This is a genomic window from Gordonia sp. YY1, assembly GCF_009872315.1.
Taxonomy (GTDB): domain Bacteria; phylum Actinomycetota; class Actinomycetes; order Mycobacteriales; family Mycobacteriaceae; genus Gordonia; species Gordonia amicalis.
In genome coordinates, this window is record NZ_WXYI01000017.1 from 76,724 (window position 1) to 92,693 (window position 15,970).

At 68.1% G+C, this 15,970-nt stretch carries 15 protein-coding genes and 1 tRNA gene; 7 read left to right on the top strand and 9 right to left on the bottom strand.

All coding sequences use genetic code 11. From position 1 onward, the window contains the following. Positions 1-72 precede the first annotated feature (72 nt). Positions 73-1,491: an LLM class flavin-dependent oxidoreductase gene (locus BPODLACK_RS19090; protein ID WP_268895973.1), complete on the bottom strand. Its 1,419-nt coding sequence runs from the start codon at positions 1,489-1,491 to the stop codon at positions 73-75. A 370-nt stretch (positions 1,492-1,861) separates the two neighbouring features. On the opposite strand from BPODLACK_RS19090, the gene BPODLACK_RS19095 reads away from it, so the two are divergent. From BPODLACK_RS19095 to BPODLACK_RS19125, 7 genes are all read left to right on the top strand, one after another. Next, complete coding sequence (locus tag BPODLACK_RS19095; protein WP_159405988.1) at positions 1,862-2,440, top strand: recombinase family protein; 579 nt, start codon at positions 1,862-1,864, stop codon at positions 2,438-2,440. After that, on the top strand, positions 2,437-2,739 hold the full coding sequence (locus BPODLACK_RS19100; RefSeq protein ID WP_024498708.1) for a hypothetical protein: 303 nt from the start codon (positions 2,437-2,439) through the stop codon (positions 2,737-2,739). Before BPODLACK_RS19095 ends, BPODLACK_RS19100 begins: the two co-directional genes overlap by 4 nt. 132 nt (positions 2,740-2,871) lie before the next feature. Then, positions 2,872-3,960, top strand: coding sequence for an ATP-binding protein (locus BPODLACK_RS19105; RefSeq protein ID WP_024498707.1), 1,089 nt, complete (start codon positions 2,872-2,874; stop codon positions 3,958-3,960). Positions 3,961-4,272: 312 nt separating this feature from the next. Continuing rightward, positions 4,273-4,701, top strand: coding sequence for a chorismate mutase family protein (locus BPODLACK_RS19110; RefSeq protein WP_024498706.1), 429 nt, complete (start codon positions 4,273-4,275; stop codon positions 4,699-4,701). A 1-nt stretch (position 4,702) separates the two neighbouring features. After that, the gene (pabB, locus tag BPODLACK_RS19115; RefSeq protein WP_159405977.1) at positions 4,703-6,823 is read left to right on the top strand and encodes an aminodeoxychorismate synthase component I; all 2,121 of its coding nucleotides are present in this window, start codon (positions 4,703-4,705) and stop codon (positions 6,821-6,823) included. Then, complete coding sequence (locus tag BPODLACK_RS19120; protein WP_159405978.1) at positions 6,820-7,701, top strand: prephenate dehydrogenase/arogenate dehydrogenase family protein; 882 nt, start codon at positions 6,820-6,822, stop codon at positions 7,699-7,701. The genes pabB and BPODLACK_RS19120 overlap by 4 nt, the downstream gene beginning before the upstream one ends. Beyond that, on the top strand, positions 7,698-8,645 hold the full coding sequence (locus BPODLACK_RS19125) for a diiron oxygenase (protein ID WP_159405979.1): 948 nt from the start codon (positions 7,698-7,700) through the stop codon (positions 8,643-8,645). Before BPODLACK_RS19120 ends, BPODLACK_RS19125 begins: the two co-directional genes overlap by 4 nt. Positions 8,646-8,794: 149 nt before the next feature. Here the strand turns inward: BPODLACK_RS19125 and BPODLACK_RS19130 are convergent. The 8 genes from BPODLACK_RS19130 to xerD all read right to left on the bottom strand — a co-directional run bounded on the left by BPODLACK_RS19130 (position 8,795) and on the right by xerD (position 15,970). Beyond that, positions 8,795-8,868, bottom strand: a tRNA-Pro gene (locus BPODLACK_RS19130). A gap of 284 nt (positions 8,869-9,152) precedes the next feature. After that, complete coding sequence (der, locus tag BPODLACK_RS19135; RefSeq protein WP_024498702.1) at positions 9,153-10,592, bottom strand: ribosome biogenesis GTPase Der; 1,440 nt, start codon at positions 10,590-10,592, stop codon at positions 9,153-9,155. Then, positions 10,589-11,284, bottom strand: a complete 696-nt coding sequence (cmk, locus tag BPODLACK_RS19140) for a (d)CMP kinase (protein WP_159405980.1) — start codon at positions 11,282-11,284, stop codon at positions 10,589-10,591. The genes der and cmk overlap by 4 nt, the downstream gene beginning before the upstream one ends. Beyond that, on the bottom strand, positions 11,281-12,216 hold the full coding sequence (locus tag BPODLACK_RS19145) for a pseudouridine synthase (RefSeq protein ID WP_006435441.1): 936 nt from the start codon (positions 12,214-12,216) through the stop codon (positions 11,281-11,283). Before BPODLACK_RS19145 ends, cmk begins: the two co-directional genes overlap by 4 nt. A 37-nt stretch (positions 12,217-12,253) precedes the next feature. Beyond that, positions 12,254-13,045 carry an SMC-Scp complex subunit ScpB gene (scpB, locus tag BPODLACK_RS19150; RefSeq protein ID WP_191834938.1) on the bottom strand — a complete coding sequence of 264 codons (792 nt, stop codon included), beginning with the start codon at positions 13,043-13,045 and terminating at the stop codon, positions 12,254-12,256. Then, complete coding sequence (locus tag BPODLACK_RS19155; protein WP_159405981.1) at positions 13,042-13,944, bottom strand: segregation and condensation protein A; 903 nt, start codon at positions 13,942-13,944, stop codon at positions 13,042-13,044. Before BPODLACK_RS19155 ends, scpB begins: the two co-directional genes overlap by 4 nt. Then, complete coding sequence (locus BPODLACK_RS19160) at positions 13,941-14,882, bottom strand: ParA family protein (protein WP_024498698.1); 942 nt, start codon at positions 14,880-14,882, stop codon at positions 13,941-13,943. The genes BPODLACK_RS19155 and BPODLACK_RS19160 overlap by 4 nt, the downstream gene beginning before the upstream one ends. A 170-nt stretch (positions 14,883-15,052) precedes the next feature. Further along, entirely contained in the window at positions 15,053-15,970 is a 918-nt protein-coding gene (xerD, locus tag BPODLACK_RS19165) for a site-specific tyrosine recombinase XerD (RefSeq protein WP_006435437.1), read from the bottom strand.

The window sequence follows — 15,970 nt, forward strand, 5'->3', positions numbered from 1 at the left end:
CTCGCAAGCTCGCTACTCAGGGAGCAGAGCCTCACGCGCACAAGCTCGCTACTCAGGGAGCAGGAGCGAGCGTCAGTTCACCGCACCAGCGAACGCCTCGTCGCCGGCTTTGCCGGCCCCCGCGCCGAACGCGCCGCGGTACCGGGTCGCATGGTGGCGATCCGGCAGCCGGTCCCCCTCCCCGAAGATCTTCTGTCGCAGGGTGCCGTCGGAGTACTCACTCTGGATGAGGCCCCGCTCGCGCAGCGTCGGGATCACATGATCGACGAAATCCTCGTAGGAGGTCGGGATCTCGTAGTTCATCAAGTTGACGCCGTCGACACCGCTCGCCTGCCACGCGGTGAGCTCGTCGGCGATCTTCTCGGGCGTGCCGACGATGCGCAGGTTGGTCGCGGTGTGGTGGGCGACGTCGCGCAGTGTGGCGGGGCGGTCGGTCACCAGGTCGTTGATCCAACCGACGACCGACTGCACGCCTTCCGTCTTGATCTCACCGACCGGGGTGTCGAGGTCGTCGTGACCGAAGTCGATGCCGATGGACCCCGACATGTGCGCGAGGTGTCCGTCGTGGTCGATCCACTCGTCGAGTTCCGCGGCGACGCGTGCCGCTTCGGCCTCGGTCGAGGTCGGCACGACGTACAGCCCCTGGAAGAACTTCAGGTCGTCGGCTCGACGCCCGAGCGCGACCGCACGCCGGCGGATGTCGGAGGTGTCCCGGAGTGCGGCTTCACGGTTCGGCGTTCCGAGGAACACTGCTTCGGCGTTCTGCGCCGCGAAGTTGCGGCCGGCCTCTGAGGCACCCGCCTGGAAGAGGAACGGCGTGCGCTGGGGGCTCGGCGACACCAGGTGTGGCCCCTCGACCTGGTACCGCTCACCGATGTGGTTGATGCGGTGGACCTTGTCGTAATCGGCGTGGACGCCGCGCTCACGGTCCTGCAGCAGCGCGTCGTCGTCCCAGCTGCCCTCCCACAGCTTGTAGGTGACGTCGACGTACTCGTCGGCCCACGCGTAACGCGCGTCGTGGGCGGTGAGTCCTTCGAGACCGAAGTTGCGGCTGGCATTGGGCAGGTAGTTCGTCACGATGTTCCACGCGATACGACCCTTCGTCGCGTGGTCGAGTGTCGAGATCCGGCGGGCGAAGTTGAACGGATGCTCCTGCAGGATGCTCGCGGTGAATGCGATGCCGAGATGCTCTGTCGCGTAGGCGATCGCGCTGGCGAGCACGCTCGGGTCGTTGCTCGGGACCTGCAGACCGGCTTCGAAGTACTTCCGCTCGTCACCGCGGTACGGGGCGTAGAGCCCGACGACGTCGGCGAAGAAGATGGCGTCGAACTTTCCACGCTCGAGAGTCTTCGCGAGATTAACCCAGTGGTCGAGGTCGTTGAAGTCGGCCGACCTCGACGACGGGCGACGCCACGTGCCCTGGACGATGTGGCTCGTGGTGTTCATGACGAACGCCGCGAAGTGGAGTGGGCGGACAGGTTCTTGGGACACGAGTGCTGCTTCTTTCACGACGAGGGACGCGACTACGACTGCTGCACCCTAGGTGCGTCCGGTTTGCCGGGGCACGCTTACGCGCAGTGTGATCGAAACCCGACAGTCGGCGCGCACTCCCCCTGCGACTCAGCGGCCAATGACGTCAGGTTCCCTCCCGGCTCCCGGAGCACTGCACACGCAGATCAAAACCGGGTGCCGTCTCGAAACTTACGAGACCCTATTTTGCGACACTTACTTCTCGGAAACTCCCCCAGTTGCGAGACTTGCGAATCGAGTCTCGAATCTCGGCGCGTCTCAGAAACTGTATCGAGACTTTTGAGATAGAGTCCTCCTCGTGACGGAAGAAGTGAGAGGTGGCGCACCGGGGATGGCTCTCGGATACGCGCGCGAGACCCCGGGAGCCCACGCTCTCGGTCCACAGATCGACGCATTGACGGAAGCAGGGGTGGATCCAGGACGGATCTACTCCGACGCCGCCGACCGGGTTCGGTCCGCGGACCGTCGGCCGGGCATGAACGCACTGCTGGACTACGCGCGGGCTGGTGACACCACCGTGGTCGTGGGCATCGACCGTCTCGGACGCAATATCCGCGAGGTCATGGCCATCACGCGTGAACTCGCGAAACGCAGTATCGGCCTCCGCTCGTTGCGCGAGGGCATCGACACCGACGATCCCGCCGGCGCGATGGTCGTCGGAGTCCTGGCGTCCCTGGCCGAACTCGACGACCCCTCCCCCGGGCTCGGCTCGTCGAGGCCGCGGACCACGACGACACACCGGCAGCCTGCATCGACGGTCGGACGCCCCCGTGTCCTCGACGACGAGCAGGTGCTGCGTGCCGAACAGATGCGTGCCGCAGGCGAATCCGTGCCGAGGATCGCCCAGGCGCTGGGGGTCAGCCGTGCAACGCTCTACCGTACTCTCGCCGAAAGGCGCACGGTCCGTTGACAGATCACGAGCACGAGCTCCCCGACCTCGACATCGTCACCGAATACGGCATCGTCACCCGGCTTCCCACGTCGTTTCCGATCTACGACGCCGACCTCGACGAGCATCTCGATCCCGATCTCTTCCAGAAGGGGTTCGACGACGCGGAAGCCGCGCTCTGCGCACTGCCGGCACCGTGGGCACGTCAGCTCGCATCGTCGACCCTCGACTGCCCGCCCGACCCCGACGACGAGGAACCCAGCTACACCCGCGGCTATCGTGCCGCCCTGTACGGGTACCTGCGGCACGCCCGCAAGTGAAGGCCGGGATCGCCACCTGAACATCGCAGCGCTGGCTACAAGTAGCGCTCGGGGCAGGTGGCGATTCCCCGACACCGCGCCACGCGACCCTGCGAGTCGGTGCCGAGGCCTCCGACGCCGTATTGTTCAGGCGTGGTCCAGCTGACAGTGGGAAGCCATCGCGACGACGCGACATCCGAAGTCGTTCTCTCCGCCCTGAAGTTCAACCGTCACACCTTCTGGTGCGGCCAGAGCGGTTCGGGCAAGACCTACGCGCTCGGTGTGGTGCTGGAGCAGTTGCTCCTGAGCACCCGACTCCCGCTGCTCATCCTCGACCCGAATGCCGACTTCACCCGGTTGCCGGAGACGAGGGACAGCTCCGACCCCGAAGCCGCCGCGACCATCGCCGCATCCGACATCCGGGTGCTGCATTCGACGCGGCGCGACCTCCCCCAGCTGCGGACGCGGTTCACCGACCTGCCGCTCGCCGCGAAGGCCGCGGTCCTGCAGCTGGATCCGATCGCCGACGCCGACGAGTACAACGTCCTGCTCCACGCCGACGCCACTCTCACCGGCACGCCGGACCAGAGCACCTACATCACAGCGCTGCGCGCCTCCGCCGACCCCGGCCACCAGCGGCTGGCCAAGCGGATCGAGAATCTCCAGGTCCTCGACTGGGACCTGTGGGCGCGGGGCGAGGTCGCGGCCACCGACATCGTCGACGAGCGCCCCCAGGCAACCGTGCTCGACCTGGGCGGGTTCGCCCACCCGGCGGAACCCAAGGTCGCCGCCCTCAGCGTGCTCGAACACCTGTGGGCTCGCCGCGAAGAGCGTCGACCCGTCCTGATCGTCATCGACGAGGCCCACAACATCTGCCCGCCCGTCGCCACCAGCGCCGTGGAGCAGGCCCTGATCGATCGCGTCGTGCAGATCGCAGCCGAAGGCCGCAAGTTCGGTCTCTGGCTTCTCCTGTCCACGCAACGGCCGACGAAGATCCACCCCAACGTGCTGTCCCAGTGCGACAACCTGTGCCTGATGCGGATGAACGCCCCGCGCGATCTGGCCGAACTCGCCGACACGTTCGGGTTCGTCGGCGAACACATGCTGGCGGAGTCACCCGAATTCCGCCAGGGCGAAGCCCTCTTCGCGGGCGGGTTCATCACCACCCCCACCTTCACCCGGATGGGAGCTCGGATCACCGAAGAGGGCGGCGCCGACGTCGGGGTGCCGCTGCCCGCTTGAACGCCCTGTCCGGCCGTCCCACTGGCCCGACACGAGTTCGTGCGCCGCGCGGGCACGGCCAGACCGACGCGATCGAACCACCCCCCATCTGATCGGACGACAGTGATGTCGCGGTCGTTGGTGAATCGTGACCGGGCGGTGACGCCAACTCCCTCACAGTGCACGCGGTCGGTGCGACTATGGACCGAGTCGGGGGACGCGGTTCGCGAGCACGAACCGGGCGCAGGACCAGTCGAGGTCGGCGTCGCAGCATCTCGGCGGTTCAAGTTGGCGGGCCGCACTTCCCTTCGGACAGTGCAAGGTGGTCGTGCCGTGAACGAATCGATGGGCGACAAGGGACAGATGCTGGGTGCGAGCGACGTCGGCGAACGCGAGCTCGCGGACCTCCGTGCGGAGTTGGACGGTATCGACGACCGACTGCTCGAGGACGTGCGCGCCCGGATAGAGGTGTGCACCCGCATCGCGCACCTCAAGCAGCGATACACCATTCCGGTGATGCAGCCGCGCCGTGTCGGAGCGGTGCACGAGCATGCCCACCGGTACGCCCTCGATCACGACCTCTCCCCGCAATTCCTGCACGACCTCTACGACCTGCTCATCTCGGAGACCTGCCGGGTGGAGGACCTGATCGTGGTGACCGAGGAACTGCGGACCAACAGCGTCCCGGCCGAGAACGCAGGACCGGATCGTGCCCTCACCGAACGGATTGCCGCGGACATCGGCGGCCCGAGCACGGACTGAGGTGGCCGCCGTGCGGACACTACTCATCGACAACTACGACTCGTTCACGTACAACCTGTACGCGGTGTTGACGGAGGTCAACGGCCGGGAGCCGACGGTCGTCGCCAACGACGTGCCGTGGTCGTCGGTGGACCTGACGGCGTTCGACAACGTGGTGGTCTCCCCCGGCCCGGGCCGGCCGGACTGCGCGCGCGACTTCGGGATCAGCGCGCGGGCCCTGACCGACAGCGGGCTTCCCGTGCTCGGCGTGTGTCTGGGCCACCAGGGACTGTGTCACGTGTTCGGCGGCCCGGTGGTACCGGCGCCCGAACCTCGACACGGACGGATCAGCGCTGTGCACCACGACGGCAGAGGCCTGTTCGCGGGACTGCCGTCCCCGTTCCGGGCGGTGAGGTACCACTCCTTGGCGGTCGTGGAGGTCCCCGACGTGTTGGAGGTCCAGGCGTGGTCGGACGACGGTGTCCTGATGGCGGTACGTCATCGGGAACTGCCGTTGTGGGGGGTGCAGTTTCACCCGGAATCGATCTGCTCCGAGTACGGCCGGGAACTCCTGGCGAACTTCGCGGCAGCGACGCCGGTGCGGGCGCCCCGGCCGACCCGGGCGGCAAGGATTCCCCCGACGGCAGCGGAGACCGAAGCGCCGGCGACGAAGCCGAGAGACCGCTACCGGATCCGATCGGTGAAGGTGGACCGGGTCGTGGACCCCGGGGCGGTGTACGAGCGGTTGTTCGCCGGTGGACCGAACAGCTACTGGCTGGACGGGTCGGCGGCCGACGAAGCGGACGGCCGGTTCTCCGTGATGGGTGACTGCTCGGGTCCGCGCGCCGAATACGTGACCTACCGCGTCCCGGAAATGACCGTGCGAGTAGAACATTCGGACGGGACGGTGGAGAAGATCCGCAGCACCTTCTTCGACTATCTCGGCGCGCAACTACGGGAGCGGTCGGTGGCGCCGCGCTCGGATCCACCATTCGGGTTCTGTCTCGGCTACGTCGGCTATCTCGGCTACGAACTCAAGGCGGACACCGGCGGGCAGCTGGCACACGCGTCCGAGCAGGCCGATGCGGCGCTCGTGTTCGCGGACCGGGCCGTGGTGATCGACCACGAGCGGGGATGTGCGTACGCGCTGGCACTCGAATCGGTGGACGGCCCGGATCCCGACACCGCAGACCCCGATACCGCGCGGTGGTTACACGAGACGGCGTCGACCATTGATGCGATGCAGGACACGCTTCCCGAGCCACCAGTAACGGCTCCCCCACTGGTCCCGGCGTCGGAAGAGGTGCCGATCGTATTCCGGCACAACCATCCGACGTACTTGAGGCTCGTCGAACAATGCCTGGCGGAGATCCGCTCCGGGGAGACCTACGAGGTGTGCCTGACGAACACGGCGACCGTGCACCGCAGCCTCGATCCCGTGTCCGGGTACTCGTGTCTGCGCGAGATCAGCCCGATGCCCTACAACGCGTTGCTCCAGTTCTCGGGACTGTCGGTGCTCAGCGCGTCCCCGGAACGATTCCTGAAGGTGGGTGCGGACCGGACGGTGGAGTCGAAACCGATCAAGGGCACCCGGCCGAGGTCGGCGGACCCCGTCGAGGACCAGGGGTTTCGGTGCGACCTGCGAGCCAGCGAGAAGGACCGGTCGGAGAACCTGATGATCGTCGACCTCGTCCGCAACGACCTGTCGCGGGTATGCGTGCCGGGATCGGTACACGTGCCCTCACTGTTCGATATCGAAACGTACGCGCCCGTGCACCAGATGGTGTCGACGGTGCGCGGGACGCTGCGCGAGGGGATGTCAGCGGTCGACTGTGTGCGGGCGGCATTCCCCGGCGGATCGATGACCGGTGCTCCGAAGATCCGCACGATGGAGATCATCGACAAACTCGAAGCCGGTCCGAGAGGGGTGTATTCGGGCGCGATCGGCTACTTCTCGCTGACCGGAACCGCCGACCTGTCCATCGTGATCCGCACCATGGTCGCGACCGATTCCGAGGTGACGTTCGGGGTGGGCGGCGCGATCGTCGCGCTGTCGGATCCGGACGAGGAGTTCGAGGAGACGATGGTCAAGGCGCTGACGATGCGACGCTGCCTGTCTGTCGCCGAAGAGAGTGACCCGTGACCGGACCACCCGTCCCAGGTGCACGGTCGGTGGTCGTCGCCGGCGGCGCCGGCGCGGTCGGGACGATGCTCGCCGACCGGTGGCGCGGTGACGGGAACACCGTGCACGTGCTCGATGCCTGCTCGGGCGATGACATCCGATCCCCCGGCCCAGAGGCGACGAAGCGATTGCGCGAGGCGGACGTCGTGGTCCTCGCGGTCCCGGAGGATGTCGCGCTCGCCGCGGTCGCGGACGTGAGTCCACTGCTGAGTCCGACAGCACTGCTGGTGGAGACACTGTCGGTGAAGACGAGGTTCTCTGCGGCCGTAGCCCGTCTCGACGCCGCCGATCGCGACCGGGGCGGGTCGATCGTCGGGATCAATCCCATGTTCGCGCCGTCCCTCGGCCTGCCCGGGCGCACGGTCGCGGTGGTCATCCATCGGGGCGGCGCGGGCGCAGACCGTCTGCTCGAGGACCTCGCACGATGGGGCGCGCGAGCGGAGGTCACGACCGCGGACCGGCATGACCGGTTGTGCGCGGCGGTGCAGGCCCTCACCCATGCGACGATCCTGTCGTTCGGATGCGCGCTCGCCGACCTCGGAGTCGACGCCGACGAGGCGGCGGCGCTGGCCACCCCGCCGTTCACGACGATGTCGGCGTTGCTGGCGCGGATCACCGGCGGGACACCGGAGGTGTATCGAGACGTGCAGGAGTCCAACCCGTGTGCGCCCGCCGCGCGGGAGGCATTGGGGCGGGCCGTATCCCGGCTGTCGGCAGCGTCCGAGGGCGACGCCGACGACTTCACGGCGCTCCTCGCGCGGGCCGGTGTCCCGCTGGGCAACCGCGCGGACGGGTACGCGCGAGTGTGTGCGCGGATGTTCGAAGGACTGCCGTCGTGAGCGGCCACGTGCCCGAGCACGACGCCTCCGATCCGGTGGAGACTGCGGTCATCCGCGGGCTGGTCCGCAGCTGGCCGCGGCGGGCGACGGTGCGGCGCAACGAACCCGAACTCGACTCGCCCACGATGGACGACCTCTACGACGACACCTGCGTCGACTACCCAGAGGTGCTGCTCCCCTTCGCCGGGCATCCGGTCTGGGAGCGGCTCGACGAGGGTGTCCGGTCCCGCATCCTGGCGTGGGCGTGGATCGCCTACAACAAGAATGTCGTCGACATCGAACAGGACGTGGTGACACCTGGTTTCGGGCTGCTTTTCCGGGACGCGTTCGGCACCGGCTTCTCCGATGCGGGCCGGGCGGCGGTGGTGCAGTCGATGGTCGACGAGGAGTACCACACGCTGATGCACCTGAACGCGTCCGCGCTGACCCGGCGTCGACGCGGCTGGGCGCTGCCGGACGCAGCCTTGCCGGAGACGTCGACCGTGCGGCGGCATCGGGAGGCGCTCTCGCGGGCGGAATCGGCGCGTGCCGCGGCCTTGACGACCCTCGCGTACGCGACGGTCGCGGAGACCTCCATCGCGGACTACCTGACCCTGATCGCCGACGACCGGACGATCCAACCGGTGCACCAAGCCACCATCGCGTTGCACCGCCGAGACGAGCGCGCACACGCCTCGGTTGCGTCCGAGATGATCGCCATGGTCCACGACCGGCTCGACCGACACGACCGGAACATCCTGGCGCGGGCCCTGCGTGATGGCGTCGACGCGTTCACGGCCACCGATGGGACGACGTGGTCGGCGATCCTCGCCGTCGAACAGGTCTCGGCCGGCGATGCGATGCTGCGCGAGGTCGCCGAGGACCCCGATCGCCGCCGATTCCTGCAGGACTGCACCGCGATCGACCGGCTGCTCGCCCGGTTCGGTGAGCTCGACCGGTGCTGACCACGATTCTGCGTGTACCCCGCCGACCCCGAACTTCCTCAGCGGACGGCCTGTTCGCGCAGGAAGGATCGTCGAGTATTTCGATCGCGTCGACAAGAGTCCGTGACAAGACGCAGGCCCCGTCCGCACTGCGGACGGGGCCTGCTCTGTCGGGCTGACAGGATTTGAACCTGCGACCACTTGACCCCCAGTCAAGTGCGCTACCAAACTGCGCCACAGCCCGTTGCTCCCTGCTCAAGCGGAGCGAGATAAAGCCTAGCCGACGACTGCCGTTCGGAACCAATCGCCTGGTCAGGCGGGGTTCCCGGCCGGTCGTCAGATGTCGCGAAACGTGGCGCCGGGCGCAACGATCGACGACATCTGCTACCGCGACCTAGACCGCGGACCGCATCTTGAACCAGATCCAACCGCCGGTGATGGTCGCCAGACCCAGTCAAACCCACCAGTTTTCGGCAGAAACGCCAACCGACGCGGGGGTGATTCTGCCGAAAAAGGGTGGGTCTGCGGTCAGCGTTTGCGACGCTGCTCCCGCTTGTCGCGCACACGCACGTTGATGCGCACCGGCGAGCCGTCGAAGTTGAACTCCTCGCGCAGGCGACGCTCCAGGAAGCGGCGGTAGCCGGCCTCGAGGAAGCCGGTGGTGAAGAGCACGAAGGTCGGCGGTCGTACCGACGCCTGGGTCGCGAACATCACGCGCGGCTGTCGCCCGCCGCGCAGCGGCGGCGGGTTGGCCGCGATGACGTCCTTGAGCCAGCTGTTCAGCGGTCCGGTCGAGATGCGCTTGTCCCACGAGTCGAGCGCGCTCTCCATCGCGGGTACCAGCTTCTGGACCGCACGACCGGTCGACGCCGAGATGTTCACCCGGCGAGCCCACGGCACGCGGGCGAGCTCGCGATCGATCTCCTTGTCGAGCTGGTAACGACGATCCTCGTCGACCAGGTCCCACTTGTTGAACGCGATGACCAGCGCACGACCGCTCTCGATGATGAGCGACAGCACGCGAAGGTCCTGCTCGGTGATCGGCTCCGACGCGTCGATCAGCAGGATCGCCACCTCGGCGGCGTCGAGTGCCGACCGCGTCCGCAACGACGCGTAGTACTCGTGACCACTCGCGGTGCGCACCTTGCGCCGCAGGCCGGCGGTGTCGACGAAATGCCAGGTCTTGCCGCCGACTTCGACGATCTCGTCGACGGGGTCGACGGTGGTCCCGGCCACGTTGTCGACGACGGAACGCTCGGTGCCGGCCAGCTTGTTCAACAGCGAGCTCTTGCCCACGTTCGGCTTGCCGACGAGTGCCACACGACGCGGGCCGCCCAGCACCGGCGCCTCGCGCGGGGTCGCGGGCAGCTTCTCCAGGATGACGTCGAGCAGGTCACCGGCGCCACGACCGTGCGCCGCCGACACCGGGTGCGGCTCGCCGAGTCCCAGCGACCACAGGGCGGCCGTGTCTGCCTCCATGCGCTCGCTGTCGACCTTGTTGGCGCACAGGATCACCGGGGTCTTCGACCGTCGCAGGACACGCGCCACGGCCTCGTCGGTGGCGGTGGCGCCCACGGTCGCGTCGACGACCACGACGATGGCGTCGGCGGTCCGCATCGCGAGCTCGGCCTGGGCCGCGACTGCCTGCTGCAGACCCTTGGCGTCGGGTTCCCAGCCGCCCGTGTCGACGACCGTGAAGCTACGTCCCGACCAGCTCGCCGAGTAGGACACACGGTCACGCGTGACGCCCGGGATGTCCTCGACCACGGCCTCGCGACGGCCGAGGATGCGGTTGACGAGAGTGGACTTGCCCACGTTGGGTCGCCCGACGATCGCCAGCACCGGCATGTGCTCGAACTCGGCGGCACCGTCGGCACCCTCGATATCGGCCAGCTGCCAATCGGATTCGTCCGCCCACGTGCCGTCACCCGGCAACGCCGCCACATCGGTCTCGAAGTTGTCGCTCACCGTTCTGATGCTCCGATCCGGGTCTCCACGAGGCCGCTCAGTTCGTCGAGCACCTCCATCAGGGTCTTGTCGCTGGTGTCGACGACGACGGCATCGTCGGCGGCACGCAACGGCGACACCGCGCGCGTCGAATCGAGATGATCGCGGCGGTTCACGCTGTCGAGAACGGCTGCGTAGTCGCTGTCGCGACCCGCGGCCAGGTTCTGCTTGTGCCGCCGGTCAGCGCGTGCCTCCGGCGTCGCGGTCAGGAAGATCTTGACGTCGGCGGCCGGGAACACCACGGTCCCGATGTCGCGTCCCTCGACCACCACGAAGCGGTCCTGCGCGTTCTGCCGCTGCAGCGCAACGAGTTTGGTTCGCACCTCGGGAACGGCGGACACCGCCGAGACCGCGCTGGTCACATGGTCGGTCCGGATCGGCCCGGACACGTCGCGACCGTCGAGCAACACCGTCGACGACCCGTCTCCGGTGGGGATCAACTCGATGTCGACCGCGTCCGCGACCCGGGCGATACCGGCCGGATCATCAAGTGCCACACCGGCATCGAGGACCGCCAGGGTCACCGCGCGGTACATCGCACCGGTGTCGAGGTAGCTGGCACCGACCTTCTCGGCGAGCAGCTTCGACACCGACGACTTGCCCGTACCGGCCGGCCCGTCGATGGCGACGACGCGCGTGGTGCCAGCGGTCACAGCCCGACCGCCTTGTACAGCGCGCCGACCTCGTCGTTGCCGAGGACACGCAGGCTGCCCGGCCGTTGCTCTCCGAGCGCGACGGTACCCACATGCGTGCGAACGAGTTTCGTGACCGGGAAGCCGACCTCGTCCATCATGCGGCGCACGATGCGGTTCCGGCCCTCGTGCAGGGTGATCCGCACCAGCGACTGTCCCTCGTGGACCTCGATGACGGTGAACCTGTCGACCTTGACCGGACCGTCCTCGAGTTCGATCCCCTCACGGAGTTGACGAGCGACCCCGCGGGGCACCTCACCCTTCAGGGTCGCGAGGTAGGTCTTGGGCACCTCGAACGACGGGTGCATCAGCCGGTGGGCCAGCTCGCCGTCGTTGGTGAGCAGCAGCAGACCTTCGGTGTCGGCGTCGAGGCGGCCGACGTGGAAGAGACGCTGTCCGGCCATCACGCGTTCGGCGACCACGTCACCGACGCACGGACGACCCTGGTCGTCGGCCATGGTCGACTGCCAGCCCTTGGGCTTGTTGAACGCGAGGTACTGACGCGTCTCGTCCATGATCACGCGTGCATCGTCGACATGGATGATCGCGGTGTCGGGGTTGATGCGCAGGCCCTGCTCGGTGACGACGACGCCGTCGACCTTCACACGTCCGGCGGCGATCATCTCCTCGGCGCCGCGGCGCGAGGCGACGCCGGCCTGGGCGAGTACCTTCTGGAGCCGCACACCGTCCTCGACGAAGGCCGGGCCCGTGCCGCTCACCTGCTCCGGCGCCACCTGATGGCGTGCGGGCCGGGCGTTGTTGAGCCGGATCTTCCCGACATCGGCGTTCGGTTTCGACGACCCCTTGCGGTGCGTCTTCTTGGTTCGCGGTTGCTGTGCGGGGGCGCCCTTGCGGCGTTTTCCCGGTGAGCCATCTCGGCCAGCGGAAGCCATTGTTCTCAATCCTGTGTGTGGGTGGATCTATGCGGTTCTAGTCATCATTCAGGTCACCGTCGGTGACCAGTACCTTCGAGTCTGACGGCTGAGGGGACAGTTTGGCGAATCGGGGATCCGACAGCAGCTCGTCGTCGAGGTCGTCGATGAGGTCGACGTCGGGCAGCAGCGGCGCCAGATCGGGCAGTTCGGACAGCGAGGCGAGACCGAGACGCTCGAGGAACAACTCGGTGGTCGCGTAGGTCGTGGCGTTGGTCTGCGGGTCCTGGCCGACCTCGTTGATCAGGCCGCGCGCGACGAGGGTGCGGATCACGCCGTCGACGTTCACACCACGGATCGCGCTGACCCGTGCGCGGGTCACCGGCTGCCGGTAGGCGATCACGGCCAGTGTCTCCAACGCGGCGCGCGTCAGCTTCGACCGCGCCCCGTCGAGCAGCAACCTCTCCACGTACGGTGCGAAGTCCGCCCGGGTGTACAACCGCCAGCCGTCGCCCGCGAAACGCAGGTCGATGCCGCTGCGCGCCGCGGTGAGCTCGGCGGCCATCGCGTTGAGCATCTCGCGCACGCGTGTCCGGTCCTGGTCGACGGCGTTGGCCAACTCCTCGGTGGTCACCGGGGTGTCGACGACGAGCAGCACGGCCTCGAGTGCCGCCCGCAGGGTCGCGTCGTCGAGGACCTCGACCTCGTCCTCCCCCGTCAGCGCCGTCTGCTCGGGGTCGGCGGGGCCGTGGTCCGTCGCACTCTCCGCCGACGCCGGGGCGTCGGTTGCCGATTCGGCGAGAGCCTCGTCATTCACGTCGTCGGCGTCCTCGATCGGTCCGTCGGTCATCCGTAATCCTCTGCCTTGTCGATGCGCAGGTCGTCGATCTCGCGTTCGCCGGTCCACATCACCGCGAGATCGCCGAGAGCCTCGGGTTGTTCGAAGGTGATGGCCTGATCGCGGTAGAGCTCCAGCAATCCGAGGAAGCTGCCGACGATCTCGAGTCCGCTCCCGCAGTCGGCGGTGAGAGCGCGGAACGTGAGCCATTCGCCGGTCGACGCACTGAGCAGTGCCGCCATCCGCCGGGCCTGACCCGGCACCGACACCGACTGCACGTCGTGGAGATGGTCGAGTCCGACCGTCGGCACGGGCCGCGGGGTCATCGCCGCCGCGGCCACCTGCACGAAACCGGCGGCGTCGACGCCGAGCGTGACCTCCGGCAACAGGTCCTCGAACCGTTGCTCCAGCGAGACGGCGCGCGGATAACGTTGCAGCGCGGCGGCTTCCAGTTCGCCGAACAACTGTGCCACCTGCTTGTACGCCCGGTACTGGAGCAGCCGCGCGAACAGCAGGTCGCGGGCTTCGAGCAGGGCCAGGTCCTCGGGGTCGTCGACCTCGCCGGACGGCAACAGCCGGGCCGCCTTGAGATCGAGCAGCGTGGCCGCCACGACGAGGAACTCGGTGGTCTGGTCGAGCCCGACCTCCGGACCGAGTTCGCGGGTATAGGCGATGAAGTCGTCGGTCACCTCGTGCAGCGCGACCTCGGTGACATCGAGCCGATGCTGCGAGATCAGGTTCAGCAGCAGGTCGAAGGGTCCCTCGAAATTGCGGAGCTTGACCCGGAAACCGGATTCGGCGGCCTCGTCACTCCCATCAGGGGTGTCCCCGACCGGCTCCGACGCCTCGACCGGCGCTTCGACCTCGGACCCGTCGGACTCGGTCACGGCGTGGTCGGTGTCGACGGTCATGCGCCCTTCACGTTGCGCGCGATCACCTCACGCGCCAGCGCCCGGTAGGCCTTCGCGCCGGCCGACCGCGGTGCCCACGAGGTGATCGGTTCACCGGCGACGCTCGTCTCCGGGAAACGGACGGTCCGGGAGATCACGGTGTCGTAGACGGCGTCGCCGAACACCTCGACCACACGCGCCATCACCTCGCGGGAATGCAGCGTGCGGGCGTCGAACATGGTGACGAGGATGCCACCGAGGTCCAGGCGCGGGTTGAGACGGTCGCGCACCTTGTTGATCGTGTCGGTGAGCAGCGCCAGGCCACGCAGCGAGAAGTATTCGCACTCCATCGGGATCAGCACGGTGTCCGCGCAGGCGAGGGCGTTCACGGTGAGCAGGCCGAGCGAGGGCTGGCAGTCGATCAGCACCACGTCGTAGCGGTCGAGAACCGGGTGCAGCGCACGGGCCAGGGACTGTTCGCGTCCCACCTCCGTGACGAGCTGGATCTCCGCGGCCGACAGGTCGATGTTGCTCGGCAGCAGGTCGAGTCCGTCGACGCGTGTGCGCATCAGCACCTCGTCGGTGGCCACCTGCGGCGGGACGAGGAGGTTGTAGACCGTCTGCTCGAGTTCGTGGTGCGGCACACCCAGTCCCGCGGACAACGCGCCCTGCGGGTCGAGGTCGACGAGCAACACGCGGCGGCCGTACTCGGCGAGCGCGGCCCCGAGGTTGATGGTCGAGGTGGTCTTGCCGACCCCGCCCTTCTGGTTGCACACGGCGATGACGGTGGCCGGACCGTGACGGTCGAGTGGTCTCGGCTCGGGGACTTCTCGATAGGGCCGTCCGGTGGGGCCGATCTCGCCGGTGCCGTGGTGGTCGACCTCGTCGGCGTCATGTCCCGGCGACACCTGGATGCTGTACTGATCACCCGCGGAGGTCACGATCGCGTCCCCGAACACTCGAGTCGGGTGCCAGACCGCAGTGTGCTCGGAGTGGTCACGTGCCCGCCGCTCCCTTCACTCTTCGGTACCCGATGCGCGTCGGCCGGCCGGGCGGAAATGCCGGTCCGTGGACGACGACTCGTATCAGCCTAGGACATCGCGGGCGTCGACCCGCTGTCGGCGCGCGGTCAGCGGGCACGCGGATGTGCGACGGCATACACCTCGCGCATCGTGTTCACCGTCACGAGTGTGTACACCTGCGTGGTGGTCACCGAGGCGTGTCCGAGCAGCTCCTGGACGACGCGGACGTCGGCGCCGCCGTCGAGGAGATGGGTCGCGAAGCTGTGCCGCAGGGTGTGCGGGGAGACGGCCTTGTCCAACCCGGCGCGTTCGGCGGCGGTGACCAGTACCTGCCACGCCGACTGACGCGAGAGTCGCCCGCCCCGGGCATTGAGGAACAGCGCCGGCGTCGCCCGCGATACCAGCGCGGGACGGCCGCGGACGAGATAGGCGTCGATGGCATCGATCGCCGGTCCGCCCAGCGGGACGAGCCGCTCCTTGCCGCCCTTGCCCCGTAGGCGTACCGCCCGGGTGTCGAGGTCGAGGTCGTCGATGTCGAGCGAGGTGGCCTCGGAGATGCGGGCGCCGCAGCTGTAGAGGAATTCCAGCAGGGCGCGATCGCGCAGGGCGCGGGGATGGTCTTCGGCACCGGCGGCCTCGAGGATGGCCAGCACCTCGTCGACGGGCAGCGACTTCGGGAGACGGCGCGCCGGCCTCGGCGGACGGACCGCCTGCGCAACGTCCGTCGCAACCATCCCCTCGTCGACCGCGAACTTGTGAAAGCGCCTGGTCGCCACCACTGTTCGCGCGATCGAGCTGTCCGCGAGGGGCGGGAACCCGGCGTCCGGATCCCCGCGACGCAGGTCGACGAGGAATTCGCGCACGTCCTCCTCGGTCACCGCGTCGATCGACGCGATGTCGCGCGATTCGAGATATCGCCGGTACCGCTCGAGATCACGACGGTAGGACGACACGGTGTTGGCCGCCGCACCTCGTTCGACGGTGAGGTGATCGAGGAAGCGCGAGATGGCGGCGGCGATCGTCAC